The following is a 16,734-nucleotide window of genomic DNA, read 5'->3' as shown; positions in this document are numbered from 1 at the left end:
GTTATTTTCCTTTAGCGGCGGAGAGGGTGGCGAGAAGTTGTTCGCGGTCTAACAGCGCAGGCAGAATTTGTCCCTGCGGCAATCCCGGTCCGTAAATCTGGTTAAACGGCACCGCGGCGCTGCCGCGTGCGGTTAAAAACTGACTAATGTCAGCGGAGGGGCGGCTCCAGTCGCCGCGTAAAGCGATCACATCTGGCGCTGATAGCGCCTGCTGGACGTCATCCCGCAGCAGCACGTTGTATTTATTGGCTTTACAGGTCACGCACCAGTCGGCGGTGACATCAATAAATACCCGTTTATGCTCCGCAAGGGCGTTAGCGATAGCCTGCTCGCTGAGCGGCTGCCAGTTAACCCGGTCTCGGCGCGGGCCCTGGCCGTCCTGTTGTGCGACAAAGGCGACGGCGCCCGCCACCACGATGGCCAGAGCGCCCGCGCGCAGCGCCGTACGCCAGCGGTAGCGCCAGGCGGTGGCCAGGAGCAGGAAGATGGCCAGAATCACCAGCAGGGTAAGCACCGGCGTACGGCCGATGTGGATCGTCAGCAGGCTAACCAGCCATAGCGCTGAACCAAGCATCATTAGCCCCAACACCACGCGCAGATGATTCATCCAGCGGCCTGGACGTGGAAGTCGTTGCGCCAGACCCGGCCAGGCGACGATAAGCAGCCACGGCAGGCTCATACCGATCCCCATGGCGAAGAAAATCCCCCACAGCAGCGGCAGCGGCGCCACCAGCGCTACCGAAACGGCGGTACCGAGGAACGGCGCGGTACAAGGCGTCGCCAGCAGGGTGGCGAAGGCGCCCTGCCAGAAATGGCCCATTAAGCCGTTGCCGCCGCGGGTGGCGAGGAAGGTACTGGCGTTGGAGGAGAGACGGATTTCGAACAGCCCTAATAAACTGGCGCTGAACAGCACCATCACCAGCGCCATCGCGCCGATAAACCACGGGTTCTGGAACTGGATCCCCCAGCCGAGCGCCTGATTACCTAAACGTAGCGCGGTCATCATCAGCGCCAGCGCCAGGAAGGAGACGACGATTCCGCATACCGAGGCGAGGAACTGCCGCCGCACCGCGCCGCGTTCACGACGTTCGGTTTGCACCAATGAGCCGAGTTTCATCGCCAGCACCGGCAGCACGCAAGGCATGACGTTGAGGATAAGCCCGCCGGCCAGCGCCATCAGCAGCACCCAGCCTAACGCCAGCCCCGGCGCGGCACTGCCGGCGGTGATGGCGATATGGCTTTCCTGCGCCTGGCCGTTATCGGCCAGCACCAGCGACAGCGTTTTGCCGCTCAGATCCGGCGCCGCTTCGCCCCAGCTATCGGTGACCGGTACGGTGGCAGTCAACGTATCGCCGTGGCTGGTAAAGCTCGGCTTGCCGAAATCGACATCCTCCATGCTGTCGATAAACAGCGCTGGCTGCTGCCAGCCGGCATCGCGGCGGGCGGTTACCGTCAGCTTTCCGCTGACGTAGCTGGCGCTAAGCGCCGAGGTGAGACCGTCGCGCAGGGGCAGCGTGCCCATCGCGCGGGTGAAATCGTAATTAAATTGCTCCCCCGCCGGAGCCGTCATATCCAGCGAAAAGGGGTAGTCAGTGAGAATGCAGACATTGCTGCAGGTAGAGAGCGTCAGTACGCCGCTTAGCGTCGGCGGTATTTTCCCGCGCAGGGTCATCGGGAAGCTGACGTCGCCGTGATACCCCTGAGTGGAAATGCCCGCGACGTCAAAGCGTTGCGGCGTCGGCCAGCGCCAGTTAACCTCCAGCGGCGTGTGCCAGGCGATAGCTGGCGCGATGCCGCCTTCGCCCGGCGAACGCCAGTAGGTTTTCCAGCCCTTTTCCAGCGCTACGTCTAAAAGCAGGCGGGTGTCGCCATTGCTTTCGCTTTGCGCCCGCAGGCGCACGCTGGCGTGTTGATTGTCGGCGGCGCGCAGCCAGCCGCTATCGGCGGCCTGGCTGACGGGCAGCCATAGCCAAAGCAGGCAGACCAGCAGTCGCCTGAATACCATAAACATAAATTTTCTCCGTAAGTAATAAATTAACCTGAGCTGTCAGGAGAATTAATCACTCACGGAAGACGCATAATCGTAGATGCACCCGCAATCGGGGAGGAGAAATGACGCGGGGAGGCCAGATTCGCTCGATGCGCGGCGGGATGGCCGCCAGCACCGCCAGCAGCAGGGCGATCGCTAATAGCGCCCCTTCAAACAGCATCGGCGGAACGGCCATCAGCGACTTGGCGCTGAGTTCGCAGGGGGAGACCGGCGCCTCGGCATTATCCGGGCCCGGTTGGGCGGATTGGCTGGCGGCCGTGACGTTCATCACCAACGCATGCATCCCCGCCATTCTCTGGGCGGTGCAGATCAGCACCACCAGGCAGGCAAGAAGTACAAGAAGAATGGCTTTGCGTTGTCGCTTAATCATGGTCGCCTCAAATATTCACGAGGGCTATCTTATCGGGCGAACGCGTTTTAGCAATGGTAAAGCTGTAAAGAAGTGTCTGGCGGATAAGTGATTTGCCCCCTCCCGGCCGGGAGAGGGCGGTTAATTACAGATTCTCGCCGTTGCTGGCAATGACTTCTTTGTACCAGTTAAAGCTCTTCTTGCGCGAGCGGGACATATCGCCGGTGCCGTCGTCGTGTTTATTAACGTAGATGAAGCCGTAGCGTTTGCTGTACTGGCCAGTGGTGAAGGAGACGCAGTCGATGCAGCCCCATGGGGTATAACCCATCAGATCAACGCCGTCATAAGTCACCGCTTTAATCATCTCTTCGACGTGGGCGCGGAGATAATCGATGCGGTAGTCATCATTGATGCTGCCGTCGGCTTCTACTTTGTCGTAGGCGCCAAAGCCGTTTTCCACGATAAACAGCGGCTTCTGGTAGCGCTCATACAATTCGCACAGGGCGTAGCGCAGGCCAACCGGGTCAATCTGCCAGCCCCAGTCGGAGGCTTTCACATGCGGGTTCGGCACGCTGCCTTCGAAGCCGGAAATGGCATCGCCGGTGCCGCCTTCGGCTTTCACCGCGTTGGTCATGTAGTAGCTGAAGCCGAGATAGGCGCAGGTGCCTTCACGCAGGATCTGCGCGTCGCCGTCTTCCATCTTGATGTTGAAGCCGCGGCGTTCCCATTCATTCAACACATAGCTCGGGTAGTAGCCGCGCAGCTGGACATCGGTAAAGACATAGCGTTCGCGCATCGACTCCTGGGCAAACATGACATCTTCCGGTTTGCAGGAGTAAGGGTAGAGGGCGACCATCGCCAGCATGCAGCCGACCTGCATTTCCGGGTTGATGCGCTGCGCCGCTTTCACCGCCAGCGCGCTGGCGACGAACTGGTGATGCAGCACCTGGTACATGGTCTCTTCCGGGTTTTCATGCTCGGTATAGACCACGCCGGAACAGCAGTAGCCGAACAGCGGCGCGCGCCAGTTACGCTGGTTATTGATCTCGTTAAAGGTCATCCAGTATTTCACTTTGTGCTTATAGCGCTCAAAGACAACTTCGGCGAAGCGCACAAAGAAATCGACCACTTTGCGGTTGGTCCAACCGCCGTACTGCTGTACCAGATGCAGCGGCATTTCAAAGTGGGAAAGGGTGATCACCGGCTCGATGTTGTACTTCAGCAGTTCATCAAACATGTCATCGTAGAATTTCAGTCCTTCTTCATTCGGCTGGGTTTCGTCGCCCTGCGGGAAGATGCGGGTCCAGGCAATAGAGGTGCGGAAGCATTTGAAACCCATCTCGGCGAACAGCTTGATGTCTTCTTTGTAGTGGCCGTAAAAATCAACCGCTTCATGGTTAGGGTAATACTTACCCGCCTCGACCTGTTGGGTGATTTCGCGCGGCACACCGTGCGCTCCGCCGGTCAACACATCGCAGATGCTGGGGCCTTTGCCGCCTTTATTCCAGCCGCCTTCAACCTGATGCGCGGCGACCGCGCCGCCCCACAAAAAGTCTTTTGGAAGAGTCAATTTTTTCATCTTTACTAATCTCTATGAATCACTATTGCGATTGAGTCTAGCAAAGCGAAATTGAATGTCACGATATAACAAATCCCGCTAAAGGTAATATGTTACATCGAAAAAACAGGCTGTTATTTTTAGCCGATTTTGCGCGCTAATTTACGCCCCAGGGATTCGAGAATATATATCACCGGAATCTGTGTTGTAATATCGTAAACGCCGCCGATGCGCGTTTGCGGCACGTGCCAGGAGAGATTGAAATCAGCCAGTTTTGCCAGCCGCGAATGTTCATGGCTGGTAATCGACATCACCTTACAGTGATGCAGGCTGAACTGGCTGGCAAAGCGCAGGATCTCTTCGGTTTCACCGGAGACGGAAAGCACAATCGCCAGCGCGTTGCGAGCCATATCATTGGTGACCGGGAAATAAGGATCGTCAATATGGTTGCTGAATTTCCCGACGTTGGAAAAGAAGCGCGCGCCATATTTCGCCAGCGCGCCGGAGGTGCCGGCGCCGACGAAAATAATACGCTCGGAGGAGAGAATAATATCGACGGCTTGTTCGAGCAATTGATCGAACTCGTCATTATTGACGCTTTTAAAAAAGCTCATTATTTCGCTGGCGCCGATATTTGCCTGTTGAGGCTCATTCTGCTCAAGATATAATTTAAAACGTACGCGAAATTCAGAGTAGCCCTCGCACTGCAGTTTGCGGCAGAAGCGCAACACGGTAGTGGTGGAGACCCCGGCGGCCTCGGCCAGTTCGCGAATAGTCATGTACATCACTTTGTCACGATTCTTAATGACGTAGTGGTAGACCATCATCTCAAGATTATTGAGACTGGCGACAGCGGCGTGGGAGAACATACTCACAGTGGCGAACTCACAATTCATAAAGACCAGGACGGAATTATATCATGCAGGCTAATGACATTACCTTTTTTCAGCGTTTTCAGGACGACATCCTCGCCGGGCGCAAAACGATCACCATTCGCGATGCGGCGGAGTCGCACTTTAAGGCCGGTGATGTGCTGCGCGTCGGACGCTATGAAGATGACGGCTACTTCTGCACTATCGCCGTTACCGCGACCTCAACGGTGACCCTCGACACGCTAACTGAACAGCATGCTCAACAGGAGAATATGACCCTCGAACAACTGCGGCAGGTCATCAGTGAAATCTATCCTGCGGAAGATCGGTTTTATGTTATTGAATTCAAACGTCTTTAAATAAAACCAGCACAACTGTTAGTTGAAATATTGTTGTAACACTATGATTTTAATGTATTTACAAATATACATCGTTTTATTTTAGCTAACAGGTGTTCACTGGAATCATTCTCAGTTAACCTAAGTGGGCAATGAAAGCGTTCTTGTTTTCACGGAGTCAAAATATGGTTCGCAAACCATTAATCACTCAGGGATATTCTCTGGCAGAGGAAGTTGCCAACAGCATCAGTCACGGGATCGGGCTGGTGTTCGGTATTGTCGGCCTCGTGTTGCTGTTGGTGCAGGCGGTAGACACGAACGCCAGCGCGACGGCGATCACCAGCTACAGCCTGTACGGCGGCAGTATGATTATGCTGTTCCTCGCTTCCACGCTCTATCACGCTATCCCGCATCAGCGGGCGAAACAGTGGCTGAAGAAATTTGACCACTGCGCCATCTACTTGCTGATTGCCGGAACCTACACGCCATTTTTGCTGGTGGGATTGAATTCGCCGCTGGCAAAGGGGTTGATGATTGTCATCTGGAGCCTGGCGCTACTGGGGATCCTGTTTAAGCTGACTATCGCGCACCGCTTTAAAATTTTGTCGCTGGTGACCTATCTGACGATGGGCTGGCTGTCGCTTATCGTGGTCTATCAACTGGCGGTGAAGCTGGCGGTAGGCGGGGTAACGCTGCTGGCGGTTGGCGGGGTGGTGTACTCGCTGGGGGTCATCTTCTACGTCTGCAAACGTATTCCTTATAACCACGCTATCTGGCACGGCTTCGTGCTCGGCGGCAGCGTGTGTCACTTCCTGGCGATTTATCTTTACGTCGGCCAGTCCTGATCAAACGTCCACGGTGGCGCTGTGCTTACCGTGGCTACGATATTCTGCGGCCTGGTAGCCCGGCTGAGGCGCAAGCGCCGTAAGCCGGGAACTGTTCCTTAATCTTCTTCCAGCGAATACGGCAATGGCTTGATGCTCAGGCTGCCGGCATCATCACGCACGCGGAACACGCTGTCCGGTTCCATATCGTTATTCATCACCACCTGGACCATCAGGCTTCCGTCATCCAACTGTACGGCTGCCAGCACCGTACCAGTGCGGCGCCAGTTGTCGCCCATTTTCAGCTCCAGATCTTCCCCGGCTTCCGGCACCCTGCTGGCGGTGCCCGCCAGCGTCCACAGCGCGCGTTTATTGGCGCCGCGGAATTTCGCCCGGGCGACCATTTCCTGGCCGGTGTAGCAGCCTTTCTTGAAGCTGATACCGCCCAACGCCTGCAGGTTGGTCGCCTGCGGAATGAACTGCGCGCTGTTTACGCTGTCGATAACCGGCAGACCGGCCTCGATGTTCAGCGCCAGCCACTGCTGGCTGTTGTTAAGCTGCGCTTCGCCGCGCAGCGCGTCTGTCACCCGGTTGGCGGTGTCGGCATCGGTCACCAGCAGGAAGCGTTCGGCAGGGTGTTCAAACCACAGCAGGCTGGTCACGCCTTCGGTGACCACCGGTTTACCGGCATCCGGCAGCGCGGCGAACAGCGGTGCCAGCGCGGCGCGCGCCTGGAAACCGGCAACGCCCAGCAGGACCAGATCGTCGTTTGCGGCGATGGTGACTTTGGAGAAGACGGCATATTTTTTCAGTTCGGTCAGCTGCGCTTCGCGCAGGCTGCGGCGCTCAATCCACGCGAAACCGCCGTCGCGGTGGAAGACGCGCAGGTTGCTCCACATTTTGCCTTTGGCATCACAGTGCGCGGCAAGCAGATGCTGATCGGCGGTTAAATGGCTGACATCGGCGGTGATCTGCCCCTGCAGATACTTCTCGCCATCCGGACCGGTAATCGTCGCCAGCGCCCAATCATCCAGCGTCATCAGCGTTAACGGCAGACGAGCGGAAGAAGAGGGCTGACGCGGAGGAAAAGGTGTAAAAGCCATAGTCATATCCTGAATAGCTTAACGCAGAGTGAATGACTAATGGTAAAAGAGCTATGGTGCAATGCAAGCGCTTTCGGCAAGCCATTTGTGCCCTCCGGACGCGGTGAATAGCCAACCGGATTTTGGGCTTTTATGGAATGCTGCTCGCACAAGGCGATATTACTGTAAAGTAAGTGCCTAAAAAGGGTTAAACTAAGCTATATCTTGATGCTGGAAGGACAACATGGACATTAACAACAAAGCTCGCATCCACTGGGCATGCCGCCGCGGTATGCGCGAACTCGATATCTCCATCATGCCGTTTTTCGAGTATGAGTACGACACGCTCAGCGATGACGACAAGCGCCTGTTCATCCGTTTGCTGGAGAACGATGATCCGGATCTGTTTAACTGGCTGATGAATCACGGCAAGCCGGCAGATGCGCAACTTCAACGGATGATTAATTTAATCCAGACTCGGAATCGGGAACGTGGTCCTGTGGCAATCTGATTTACGTATTTCCTGGCGTTCGCAGTGGTTCTCGCTGCTGCTGCACGGGGTGGTGGCGGCGATAGTGCTGCTCATGCCCTGGCCGTTAAGCTACACCCCGATTTGGCTCCTGTTGCTATCGCTGGTGGTGTTTGACTGCGTGCGCAGCCAGCGGCGGATCCACGCCTGCCAGGGAGAAATTAAGCTGTTGATCGATTCCCGTTTACGGTGGCAAAAAACGGAATGGGATATCGTCGGGACGCCATGGGTTATCAGCAGCGGTATGCTGCTGCGCCTGAAGCATGCGGAAACCGGCCGTAGCCAGCATTTGTGGGTGGCGGCGGATAGCATGGATGCGGGGGAATGGCGGGATTTGCGCCGGCTGGTGCTGCAAAAACCGGCGCACGACTAACTCAGGATCAGGCGAAGTGCTCCGCCATTTCGCCGAGGATCTGCTCGCACCAGTTCTGGATGCGCTCATCGCTCAGGTCGTACTGATTGGTTTCATCCAGCGCCAGGCCGACAAACAATTGGCCATCGGCGATAACCGGTTTCGGGCTGGTGAACTCATAGCCATCGGTTGGCCAGTAGCCGACAAACTTCACGCCTTTGGTCGCCAGCTTATCGTGCAGCATCCCCAGCGCGTCAAGGAACCATTCGCCGTAACCAAGCTGATCGCCCATGCCGTACAGCGCGACGATTTTGCCATTCAGATCTAAGGCGTCGAGCTGTTCCCAGACCGCTTCCCAGTCTTCCTGAATTTCGCCGAAATCCCAGGTCGGGATGCCGAGAATCAGCACGTCGTACTGGCTCATCAGCGCGGGGGAGTCATCTTTCAGATTATGCAGCGTCACCAGCTCGGGGCCGATGATATCGCGGATTTTTTCCGCGGCCATTTCGGTGTAGCAGGTACTGGAGCCGTAAAAAAGACCTATATTCATCGCGTAAACGTCTCAATTCTTGCCGTGAATTGCGCCCAGTGTACCAGAAAGGCGGCCTCTTAAGGCATAATGAGGGCGTATAACGAACAAAGAGGCCGATGTGAAACAGGATCTGGCACAAATTGAACAGTTTCTCGATGCCCTTTGGCTGGAGCGTAATCTGGCGGAGAACACGCTCAGCGCCTATCGCCGCGATTTGACGATGCTCGTGGAGTGGCTGCATCATCGCGGGCTGTCGCTGACGAGCGTCGGCAGCGACGATCTACAGGCGCTGCTTGCCGAGCGGCAAACCGGCGGCTACAAAGCGACCAGTACCGCACGGATGCTTAGCGCCGTGCGCCGCTTCTTCCAGCATTTGTACCGTGAGAAAATCCGCCCGGACGATCCCAGCGCGCTGCTGGCTTCGCCGAAGCTGCCGCAGCGGCTGCCGAAAGATCTCAGCGAGGCGCAGGTTGAGCGTCTGCTGCAGGCGCCGCTGGTGGAGCAGCCGCTGGAGTTGCGCGATAAGGCGATGCTGGAAGTGCTGTATGCCACCGGCCTGCGCGTCTCCGAACTGGTTGGCCTGACGATGAGCGATATCAGCCTGCGACAGGGCGTACTGCGGGTTATTGGTAAAGGCAACAAAGAGCGGCTGGTGCCGCTGGGCGAAGAGGCGGTGTCATGGGTTGAAAATTACCTTGAATACGGCCGCCCGTGGCTGCTGAACGGCGTGGCTTCGGACGTGCTTTTCCCCAGCCAGCGCGCGCAGCAGATGACGCGCCAGACCTTCTGGCACCGCATTAAACACTATGCCGTACTGGCGGGGATCGACAGCGCGAAGCTCTCCCCGCACGTGTTGCGTCATGCGTTTGCCACGCATTTGCTCAATCACGGCGCCGATTTACGCGTGGTGCAGATGCTGTTAGGACACAGCGATCTCTCCACCACCCAGATCTACACCCACGTGGCGACCGAACGGTTACGACAACTTCATCAACAGCATCACCCGCGGGCGTGAGTGCTGAATAAAAGGACTGAGTATGAAAAAAGGTTTATTGATGTTCACCCTGCTGGCGGCTTCACTCTCCGGCGCGGCGCATGCCGATAGCGCGGCGATCAAACAGTCGCTGGCGAAACTGGGTGTGCAGAGCACCGATATCCAACCGTCGCCGGTTTCCGGGATGAGCACGGTGCTCACCGACAGCGGCGTGCTGTACGTCACTGACGATGGCAAACACATTATTCAGGGACCGATGTATGACGTTAGCGGCGCGCAGCCGGTTAACGTCACCAACCAGTTGCTGGTCGGCAAGCTGAACGCCTTAACCAAAGAGATGATTGTCTATAAAGCGCCGAAGGAGCAGCATGTCATTACCGTCTTTACCGACATCACCTGCGGCTACTGCCACAAGCTGCACGAGCAGATGAGCGACTATAACGCGCTGGGGATCACCGTGCGTTATCTGGCCTTCCCGCGCCAGGGGCTGCAAAGCCAGGCCGAGCAGGACATGAAAGCGATCTGGTGTGCGAATGATCGCAACAAAGCGCTGGATGACGCCATGAATGGTAAAGGCGTGCAGCCGGCGAGCTGCAGCGTAGATATCGCCAAACATTATACCCTCGGGGTGCAAATGGGCGTCAACGGCACCCCGGCGATGGTTCTCAGCAACGGCATGGTGCTGCCGGGCTATCAGGGGCCGAAAGAGCTTAAAGCTTTCCTCGACGAGCATCAAAAACAGACAAGCGGTAACTGATTCGCGTGAAACAACAAATACAACTACGCCGCCGCGAGGCGGTTGATGGCGTCGACCTTCCCGCCGACCTGCCGCCGCTGCTGCAGCGGCTGTATGCTAGCCGTGGCGTGCGCAGCGCGCAGGAGCTGGAACGCGGCGTCAAAGGTATGCTGCCATGGACGCAACTCACCGGCGTTGAAAAAGCCGTTGAAATGCTGCATGACGCTTTCCAGAAAGGGTTACATATTGTGGTGGTCGGCGATTTTGACGCCGATGGCGCCACCAGTACCGCCCTTAGCGTGCTGGCGCTGCGCGCGCTGGGCTACGGCAACGTCTCTTATCTGGTGCCGAACCGTTTTGAAGACGGCTATGGTTTAAGCCCGGAAGTGGTCGATCAGGCGCACGCGCGCGGCGCGCAGATGATCATGACCGTCGATAACGGCATTTCATCACATGCCGGCGTCGATCACGCCCATAAGCTCGGTATCCCGGTGCTGGTGACCGATCACCACCTGCCGGGCGATACGCTACCGGCGGCGGAGGCCATCGTTAACCCTAACCTGCGCGATTGCGACTTCCCGTCAAAATCACTGGCCGGGGTCGGGGTGGCGTTTTATCTGATGCTGGCGCTGCGCACCTTCCTGCGTGATCACGGCTGGTTCGAGGCCCGCGGTATCGCCGCACCAAACCTTGCCGAGCTGCTGGATTTAGTGGCGCTGGGCACCGTTGCGGACGTGGTGCCGTTAGATGCCAACAACCGCATCCTGACCTGGCAGGGGTTAAGTCGCATTCGCGCCGGAAAATGTCGGCCAGGCATTAAAGCGCTGCTGGAAATTTCCAACCGCGATCCGCAAAAGCTTGCCGCCAGCGATCTCGGTTTCGCCCTCGGGCCGCGCCTGAATGCTGCGGGGCGGCTGGATGATATGTCCGTCGGCGTTGCACTGCTGCTGTGCGATAACATCGGCGAAGCGCGGGTGCTGGCCAGTGAGCTCGATGCGCTTAACCAGACGCGCAAAGAGATTGAGCAGGGGATGCAGGCCGAAGCGCTGACTCTGTGCCAGCAGCTGGAACGCAGCAGCGACACCCTGCCCGGCGGGCTGGCGATGTACCATCCGCAATGGCATCAGGGGGTGGTCGGCATCCTGGCATCCCGGATTAAAGAGCGCTTCCATCGCCCGGTTATCGCTTTTGCGCCTACCGGCGACGGCACGCTCAAAGGTTCTGGCCGCTCCATTCAGGGGCTGCACATGCGCGATGCGCTGGAGCGCCTTGATACGCTTTATCCTGGGCTAATCCTCAAATTCGGCGGCCACGCGATGGCGGCGGGCTTATCGCTGGAAGAGGCGCGTTTTGAGGAGTTTCAACAGCGTTTCGGCGAGCTGGTGACCGAGTGGCTGGATCCCGCATTATTGCAGGGCGAGGTGATTTCCGATGGCCCGCTGGTGGCCGCGGAGATGAGCATGGAAGTGGCGCAGATGCTGCGCGATGCCGGGCCATGGGGGCAGATGTTCCCGGAACCGCTGTTTGATGGCCGTTTCCGCCTGCTGCAGCAGCGGCTGGTGGGCGAGCGTCACCTGAAAGTGATGGTCGAGCCGGTTGACGGCGGGCCGCTGCTGGACGGTATTGCCTTCAACATCGATACTTCCATTTGGCCGGATAACGGCGTGCGTGAAGTACAGTTAGCCTACAAGCTCGACATCAACGAGTTCCGCGGCAACCGCAGCCTGCAGCTGATCATCGATCACCTCTGGCCAAATTGACAACAGTGTATTAATAAGGGCGCGAATCCGGTAGAATTCCGCTCTTATCACCGCATTTTGACAAATCCATTAAAAGAAACCGACCATGTTTGAAATAAATCCGGTAAAAAACCGCATTCAGGACCTCACGGAGCGCTCCGACGTTCTTAGGGGGTATCTTTGACTACGATGCGAAGAAAGAGCGTCTCGAAGAAGTAAACGCCGAGCTGGAACAGCCGGACGTCTGGAACGAACCTGAGCGCGCACAGGCGCTGGGCAAAGAACGTTCTTCTCTGGAAGCTATCGTCGAAACGCTGGATCAGATGACCCAGGGTCTGGAAGATGTCGCCGGACTGCTGGAGCTGGCGGTAGAAGCCGAAGACGAAGAGACCTTCAACGAAGCGGTTGCCGAGCTGGACGGGCTGGAAGAGAAGCTGGCGCAGCTTGAGTTCCGCCGCATGTTCTCCGGCGAATATGACAGCGCCGATTGCTATCTTGATATTCAGGCCGGTTCCGGCGGCACCGAAGCCCAGGACTGGGCCAGCATGCTGATGCGCATGTACCTGCGTTGGGCGGAAGCGCGCGGCTTTAAGACCGAAATTATCGAAGAATCCGAAGGTGAAGTCGCGGGCATTAAATCCGTGACCATCAAAATCATTGGCGATTACGCCTACGGCTGGCTGCGTACTGAAACCGGCGTTCACCGCCTGGTACGTAAGAGCCCGTTCGACTCCGGCGGCCGCCGTCATACCTCCTTTAGTTCGGCGTTCGTATATCCGGAAGTTGATGACGATATCGATATCGAAATTAACCCAGCCGACCTGCGTATCGACGTATACCGCGCCTCCGGCGCCGGTGGTCAGCACGTTAACCGTACGGAATCCGCGGTGCGTATTACCCATATCCCGACCGGGTTAGTGACGCAGTGCCAGAACGACCGTTCGCAGCACAAGAACAAAGACCAGGCCATGAAGCAGATGAAAGCGAAGCTTTATGAGCTGGAAATGCAGAAGAAAAATGCCGAGAAGCAGGTGATGGAAGATAACAAATCCGACATCGGCTGGGGCAGCCAGATCCGCTCTTACGTGCTGGACGACTCGCGTATTAAAGATCTGCGCACCGGGGTGGAAACCCGCAACACTCAGGCGGTGCTCGATGGCAGCCTGGACCAATTTATCGAAGCAAGTTTGAAAGCAGGGTTATGAGGAACCAACATGTCTGAACAACAAGCACAGGGCGCTGACGCGGCAATTGACCTTAATAATGAACTGAAAACCCGTCGTGAGAAGCTGGCTGCGCTGCGTGAGCAGGGCGTCGCATTCCCGAACGATTTCCGTCGTGACCATACCTCTGACCAACTGCACGCTGACTTCGATGCCAAAGAAAACGAAGAGCTGGAAGCGCTGAATGTCGAAGTGGCCGTTGCTGGGCGCATGATGACCCGTCGTATCATGGGTAAAGCGTCTTTCGTTACCCTGCAGGACGTCGGCGGCCGCATTCAGCTGTACGTCGCGCGCGATGATCTGGCGGAAGGCGTCTACAACGATCAGTTCAAAAAATGGGATCTCGGCGACATCATCGCCGCCCGCGGTAAGCTGTTCAAAACCAAAACCGGCGAGCTGTCCATCCACTGCACCGAACTGCGTCTGCTGACCAAAGCCCTGCGCCCGCTGCCGGACAAATTCCACGGCCTGCAGGATCAGGAAGCGCGCTACCGTCAGCGTTACCTTGATCTGATCTCCAACGACGAATCCCGTAACACTTTCAAAGTACGTTCGCAGATCCTGGCTGGCATCCGTCAGTTCATGGTTGGCCGCGGCTTTATGGAAGTGGAAACCCCGATGATGCAGGTGATCCCAGGCGGCGCTTCCGCGCGTCCTTTCATCACCCATCATAACGCGCTGGATCTGGACATGTACCTGCGTATCGCGCCGGAACTGTACCTCAAGCGTCTGGTGGTTGGCGGCTTCGAACGCGTCTTCGAAATCAACCGTAACTTCCGTAACGAAGGGATCTCCGTTCGCCACAACCCAGAGTTCACCATGATGGAACTCTATATGGCGTATGCGGATTATAAAGATCTGATTGAGCTGACCGAATCCCTGTTCCGCACCCTGGCGCAGGACATCCTCGGTAATACCGCGGTGCCTTATGGCGATCAGACTTTCGATTTCGGCAAGCCGTTTGAAAAACTGACCATGCGTGAAGCCATCAAGAAATACCGTCCGGAAACCGAGATGGCGGATCTGGATAACTTCGATTCCGCGAAAGCGATCGCTGAGTCTATCGGCATCAAAGTTGAAAAGAGCTGGGGTCTGGGCCGTATCGTGACCGAGATCTTCGAAGAAGTGGCGGAAGCGCATCTGATCCAGCCGACCTTCATCACCGAATACCCGGCAGAAGTTTCTCCGCTGGCCCGTCGTAACGACGTGAACCCGGAAATCACCGACCGCTTTGAATTCTTCATCGGCGGCCGCGAAATCGGTAACGGCTTTAGCGAGCTGAACGATGCCGAAGACCAGGCGCAGCGCTTCCAGGATCAGGTTGACGCGAAGGCCGCAGGCGACGACGAAGCGATGTTCTATGACGAAGACTACGTCACCGCGCTGGAACACGGCCTGCCGCCGACCGCCGGTCTGGGTATCGGTATCGACCGTATGGTGATGCTGTTCACTAACAGCCACACCATCCGCGACGTTATTCTGTTCCCGGCGATGCGTCCGCAGAAATAATCGCTTTTCGCGAAAAGCAAAAACCCGGCTTGCCGGGTTTTTTTATATTTGATGTCAAGGTTCGTCGCTGGCGTAGCCCGGCTCTTTAATGCTCGTCACTCGCGGTTACGCGCGTAAACGCGCGACAAAGTCTATCAACGCCTGACGCGCGTTTTTGTTTTTGGCTTCCAGCACCATCCACGGGCTAAAGGCCCACGGGGTAGCGGCCAGCGCGCTTAACATTTCCGGCAGCTCAACCCACTGATAATCCATCACTTCATCATCATTCGGTTGCAGCTCGCTGACCATGCGTGCGGCAAAAACCGGGCAGACTTCGTTTTCGACGATGCCATTCGGTGCGACGGCGCGGTAGCGGAAGGCCGGGTGGACGGGGGCAATATCAGCGATCTCGACGCCCAGTTCGAAGTGGCAGCGCCGGGTGACGGCCTGCTCGAAGGTTTCGCCCTGTTGCGGATGTCCGCACACTGAGTTAGTCCACACGCCAGGCCAGGCTTTTTTGCTAAGCGAGCGGCGCGTGACCAGGAACTGGCCTTGCTCATTGAACAACCAGCAGGAAAACGCGAGATGCAAAGGGGTATCGAGCGTGTGGGCGGCATACTTCTCCAGCATACCTGTGGGTTTATCTTGCTCATCCAGCAAAATGACGTGTTCCCCGGCCATGACGACTCCTGAAAAAAATAAATGACCCGGCACAAACCCGCCGGGTCATGTACTCAGGCCACTAGGGTAGCCCATAAATGGGAGAAAGGCATTACCAAAACAAGCCCTGCAGGTATTCGTCGGGCGAGAACAATAGTAGAAAAAGCCCAGAACATTGGGGATCGTCCATCGGGCTGGTATGATATTCGCCCATGATGCCGAGATGAGAAACCGTTGAGTGCAGGACGCCTGATGAAAACACGCTTTTATATCGCGATAATGCTGCTTGCTAGCCTGACTTTAGCCGGCTGTTCCAGTACTTCCGATTCTGGGTCCACCTATACCGTGAAACGCGGCGATACGCTGTATGCGATCTCCCGTAGTACCGGCACCAGCGTACGCGATCTGGCGCGCCTGAATAACATCTCTCCGCCATATACTATTGAAGTCGGACAGAAGCTGAAACTTAACGGCGGTTCGAAAGCAAAAAGCAGCACCGCCGGGAAAAAATACTCCAGCACCCGTACTGCCGCCGTAACGCCATCATCGGCGGTGCCGCAGTCCTCATGGCCGCCGGTGGGGCAGCGCTGCTGGCGCTGGCCGACCAGCGGTAAAGTGGTGATGCCGTACTCCACCCGCGATGGCGGCAATAAAGGTATCGATATTGCCGGTACCCGCGGCCAGCCGGTTTACGCCGCCGGCGCCGGTAAGGTGGTCTACGTCGGCAACCAGCTGCGCGGTTACGGCAACCTGATCATGATTAAGCATAACGAGGATTACATCACCGCGTATGCGCATAACGATAAGATGATGGTTAATAACGGCCAGAGCGTGAAGATTGGCCAGCAGATTGCGACCATGGGCAGTACGGACGCCGATTCCGTACGGCTGCATTTCCAGATTCGCTATCGCGCCACGGCTATCGACCCGCTGCGTTATCTACCGCCGCAAGGCAGTAAACCTAAGTGCTAAAAGGTTATTTTATCAGCAGTTAGCCCAATCCGGGCTTGCCACAGGGTGCGTAAGGTCTATAATGCTTTTCGCACCTCTTCGCGGGCGTAGTTCAATGGTAGAACGAGAGCTTCCCAAGCTCTATACGAGGGTTCGATTCCCTTCGCCCGCTCCAAACTCAAGTCTCCTGAAGCCTACCAAACTCAATTTTCCCTTTATAAATCAGCAGTTATAGCATTCTGTTAGTCTATTGAACTCAATTGTACTCCCCCAGGGTCAAGCTCAATGTGGGGGTATGGATGGGGGTATAATTGTACCCCCTGCTGAGAGGTACCCTCAATGAAGCTGACAGCTCGTTAGGTTGAAACTGCAAAACCTAAAGAGAAGCCCTACAAACTGGCTGATGGTGGTGGTTTGAATCGCCACGGGTTTAACAGACACCTTAGAGTCATTTAAG

The 16,734-nt window shown here is 56.8% G+C and carries 17 protein-coding genes, 1 tRNA gene and 1 pseudogene; 12 read left to right on the top strand and 7 right to left on the bottom strand.

Features of this window, described 5'->3' with window-relative positions:
* Window position 1: 1 nt before the first annotated feature.
* The 4 genes from AC2CGP_RS12560 to AC2CGP_RS12545 form a co-directional block, all read right to left on the bottom strand.
* Window positions 2-2,011, bottom strand: coding sequence for a protein-disulfide reductase DsbD family protein (locus tag AC2CGP_RS12560; RefSeq protein ID WP_015369785.1), 2,010 nt, complete (start codon window positions 2,009-2,011; stop codon window positions 2-4).
* A gap of 49 nt (window positions 2,012-2,060) precedes the next feature.
* Window positions 2,061-2,420, bottom strand: a complete 360-nt coding sequence (locus AC2CGP_RS12555; RefSeq protein ID WP_015369786.1) for a copper resistance protein — start codon at window positions 2,418-2,420, stop codon at window positions 2,061-2,063.
* A 124-nt stretch (window positions 2,421-2,544) separates the two neighbouring features.
* Window positions 2,545-3,978, bottom strand: a complete 1,434-nt coding sequence (gene bglA / locus AC2CGP_RS12550) for a 6-phospho-beta-glucosidase BglA (RefSeq protein ID WP_015369787.1) — start codon at window positions 3,976-3,978, stop codon at window positions 2,545-2,547.
* 119 nt (window positions 3,979-4,097) lie between these two features.
* Complete coding sequence (locus AC2CGP_RS12545; protein WP_020077980.1) at window positions 4,098-4,826, bottom strand: MurR/RpiR family transcriptional regulator; 729 nt, start codon at window positions 4,824-4,826, stop codon at window positions 4,098-4,100.
* A 50-nt stretch (window positions 4,827-4,876) separates the two neighbouring features.
* Here AC2CGP_RS12545 and yqfB point away from each other — a divergent pair, with 50 nt between their 5' ends.
* Window positions 4,877-5,188, top strand: a complete 312-nt coding sequence (gene yqfB / locus AC2CGP_RS12540) for a N(4)-acetylcytidine aminohydrolase (RefSeq protein WP_015703422.1) — start codon at window positions 4,877-4,879, stop codon at window positions 5,186-5,188.
* Window positions 5,189-5,352: 164 nt separating this feature from the next.
* Entirely contained in the window at window positions 5,353-6,012 is a 660-nt protein-coding gene (trhA, locus tag AC2CGP_RS12535; RefSeq protein WP_008806429.1) for a PAQR family membrane homeostasis protein TrhA, read from the top strand.
* Window positions 6,013-6,110: 98 nt separating this feature from the next.
* On the opposite strand, the gene ygfZ is transcribed toward trhA, so the two are convergent.
* Window positions 6,111-7,094, bottom strand: a complete 984-nt coding sequence (ygfZ, locus tag AC2CGP_RS12530; protein ID WP_015369790.1) for a tRNA-modifying protein YgfZ — start codon at window positions 7,092-7,094, stop codon at window positions 6,111-6,113.
* Between the two features lie 223 nt (window positions 7,095-7,317).
* Here ygfZ and sdhE point away from each other — a divergent pair, with 223 nt between their 5' ends.
* Window positions 7,318-7,584, top strand: a complete 267-nt coding sequence (gene sdhE / locus AC2CGP_RS12525) for an FAD assembly factor SdhE (protein WP_015369791.1) — start codon at window positions 7,318-7,320, stop codon at window positions 7,582-7,584.
* Complete coding sequence (locus tag AC2CGP_RS12520) at window positions 7,565-7,975, top strand: protein YgfX (protein ID WP_015369792.1); 411 nt, start codon at window positions 7,565-7,567, stop codon at window positions 7,973-7,975. Before sdhE ends, AC2CGP_RS12520 begins: the two co-directional genes overlap by 20 nt.
* A 7-nt stretch (window positions 7,976-7,982) precedes the next feature.
* Here AC2CGP_RS12520 and fldB read toward each other — a convergent pair whose 3' ends face one another.
* The gene (gene fldB, locus AC2CGP_RS12515) at window positions 7,983-8,504 is read right to left on the bottom strand and encodes a flavodoxin FldB (RefSeq protein WP_045387211.1); all 522 of its coding nucleotides are present in this window, start codon (window positions 8,502-8,504) and stop codon (window positions 7,983-7,985) included.
* Between the two features lie 100 nt (window positions 8,505-8,604).
* On the opposite strand from fldB, the gene xerD reads away from it, so the two are divergent.
* The 5 genes from xerD (at window position 8,605) to lysS (ending at window position 14,687) form a co-directional block, all read left to right on the top strand.
* Window positions 8,605-9,501, top strand: a complete 897-nt coding sequence (gene xerD, locus AC2CGP_RS12510) for a site-specific tyrosine recombinase XerD (protein WP_045414365.1) — start codon at window positions 8,605-8,607, stop codon at window positions 9,499-9,501.
* Window positions 9,502-9,523: 22 nt separating this feature from the next.
* Window positions 9,524-10,237, top strand: a complete 714-nt coding sequence (gene dsbC / locus AC2CGP_RS12505) for a bifunctional protein-disulfide isomerase/oxidoreductase DsbC (RefSeq protein ID WP_047045700.1) — start codon at window positions 9,524-9,526, stop codon at window positions 10,235-10,237.
* A gap of 5 nt (window positions 10,238-10,242) precedes the next feature.
* Window positions 10,243-11,976: a single-stranded-DNA-specific exonuclease RecJ gene (gene recJ, locus AC2CGP_RS12500; RefSeq protein WP_484502351.1), complete on the top strand. Its 1,734-nt coding sequence runs from the start codon at window positions 10,243-10,245 to the stop codon at window positions 11,974-11,976.
* A gap of 85 nt (window positions 11,977-12,061) precedes the next feature.
* A protein-coding gene (gene prfB / locus AC2CGP_RS12495) for a peptide chain release factor 2 (RefSeq protein ID WP_096335406.1) occupies window positions 12,062-13,160 on the top strand; the annotation gives its coding sequence in 2 pieces (ribosomal slippage) (window positions 12,062-12,136 and window positions 12,138-13,160; 1,098 coding nt in all).
* A 9-nt stretch (window positions 13,161-13,169) separates the two neighbouring features.
* On the top strand, window positions 13,170-14,687 hold the full coding sequence (gene lysS, locus AC2CGP_RS12490; RefSeq protein WP_015369798.1) for a lysine--tRNA ligase: 1,518 nt from the start codon (window positions 13,170-13,172) through the stop codon (window positions 14,685-14,687).
* Between the two features lie 105 nt (window positions 14,688-14,792).
* On the opposite strand, the gene idi is transcribed toward lysS, so the two are convergent.
* Window positions 14,793-15,347, bottom strand: a complete 555-nt coding sequence (idi, locus tag AC2CGP_RS12485; RefSeq protein WP_047045696.1) for an isopentenyl-diphosphate Delta-isomerase — start codon at window positions 15,345-15,347, stop codon at window positions 14,793-14,795.
* Window positions 15,348-15,578: 231 nt separating this feature from the next.
* On the opposite strand from idi, the gene actS reads away from it, so the two are divergent.
* The 3 genes and pseudogenes from actS to AC2CGP_RS12470 form a co-directional block, all read left to right on the top strand.
* The gene (actS, locus tag AC2CGP_RS12480) at window positions 15,579-16,298 is read left to right on the top strand and encodes an amidase activator ActS (RefSeq protein WP_047045693.1); all 720 of its coding nucleotides are present in this window, start codon (window positions 15,579-15,581) and stop codon (window positions 16,296-16,298) included.
* Between the two features lie 80 nt (window positions 16,299-16,378).
* Window positions 16,379-16,452 (top strand) — tRNA-Gly (locus tag AC2CGP_RS12475).
* A gap of 164 nt (window positions 16,453-16,616) precedes the next feature.
* A pseudogene (locus tag AC2CGP_RS12470) lies at window positions 16,617-16,694 on the top strand (Arm DNA-binding domain-containing protein); the annotation flags it as partial.
* Window positions 16,695-16,734 lie beyond the last annotated feature (40 nt).

It is taken from the genome of Klebsiella sp. SYXHC3 (assembly GCF_057196925.1).
Note: the sequence above shows the minus strand (reverse complement) of the source record. Positions and strands in the feature narration are given on the sequence as shown.

Bases quoted from the DNA above. Each gene is read 5' to 3' on its own strand.
- AC2CGP_RS12560 (WP_015369785.1), bottom strand. From the start codon at position 2,011: ATGTTTATGGTATTCAGGCGACTGCTGGTCTGCCTGCTTTGGCTATGG.
- AC2CGP_RS12555 (WP_015369786.1), bottom strand. From the start codon at position 2,420: ATGATTAAGCGACAACGCAAAGCCATTCTTCTTGTACTTCTTGCCTGC.
- bglA (WP_015369787.1), bottom strand. From the start codon at position 3,978: ATGAAAAAATTGACTCTTCCAAAAGACTTTTTGTGGGGCGGCGCGGTC.
- AC2CGP_RS12545 (WP_020077980.1), bottom strand. From the start codon at position 4,826: ATGTTCTCCCACGCCGCTGTCGCCAGTCTCAATAATCTTGAGATGATG.
- yqfB (WP_015703422.1), top strand. From the start codon at position 4,877: ATGCAGGCTAATGACATTACCTTTTTTCAGCGTTTTCAGGACGACATC.
- trhA (WP_008806429.1), top strand. From the start codon at position 5,353: ATGGTTCGCAAACCATTAATCACTCAGGGATATTCTCTGGCAGAGGAA.
- ygfZ (WP_015369790.1), bottom strand. From the start codon at position 7,094: ATGGCTTTTACACCTTTTCCTCCGCGTCAGCCCTCTTCTTCCGCTCGT.
- sdhE (WP_015369791.1), top strand. From the start codon at position 7,318: ATGGACATTAACAACAAAGCTCGCATCCACTGGGCATGCCGCCGCGGT.
- fldB (WP_045387211.1), bottom strand. From the start codon at position 8,504: ATGAATATAGGTCTTTTTTACGGCTCCAGTACCTGCTACACCGAAATG.
- dsbC (WP_047045700.1), top strand. From the start codon at position 9,524: ATGAAAAAAGGTTTATTGATGTTCACCCTGCTGGCGGCTTCACTCTCC.
- lysS (WP_015369798.1), top strand. From the start codon at position 13,170: ATGTCTGAACAACAAGCACAGGGCGCTGACGCGGCAATTGACCTTAAT.
- idi (WP_047045696.1), bottom strand. From the start codon at position 15,347: ATGGCCGGGGAACACGTCATTTTGCTGGATGAGCAAGATAAACCCACA.
- actS (WP_047045693.1), top strand. From the start codon at position 15,579: ATGAAAACACGCTTTTATATCGCGATAATGCTGCTTGCTAGCCTGACT.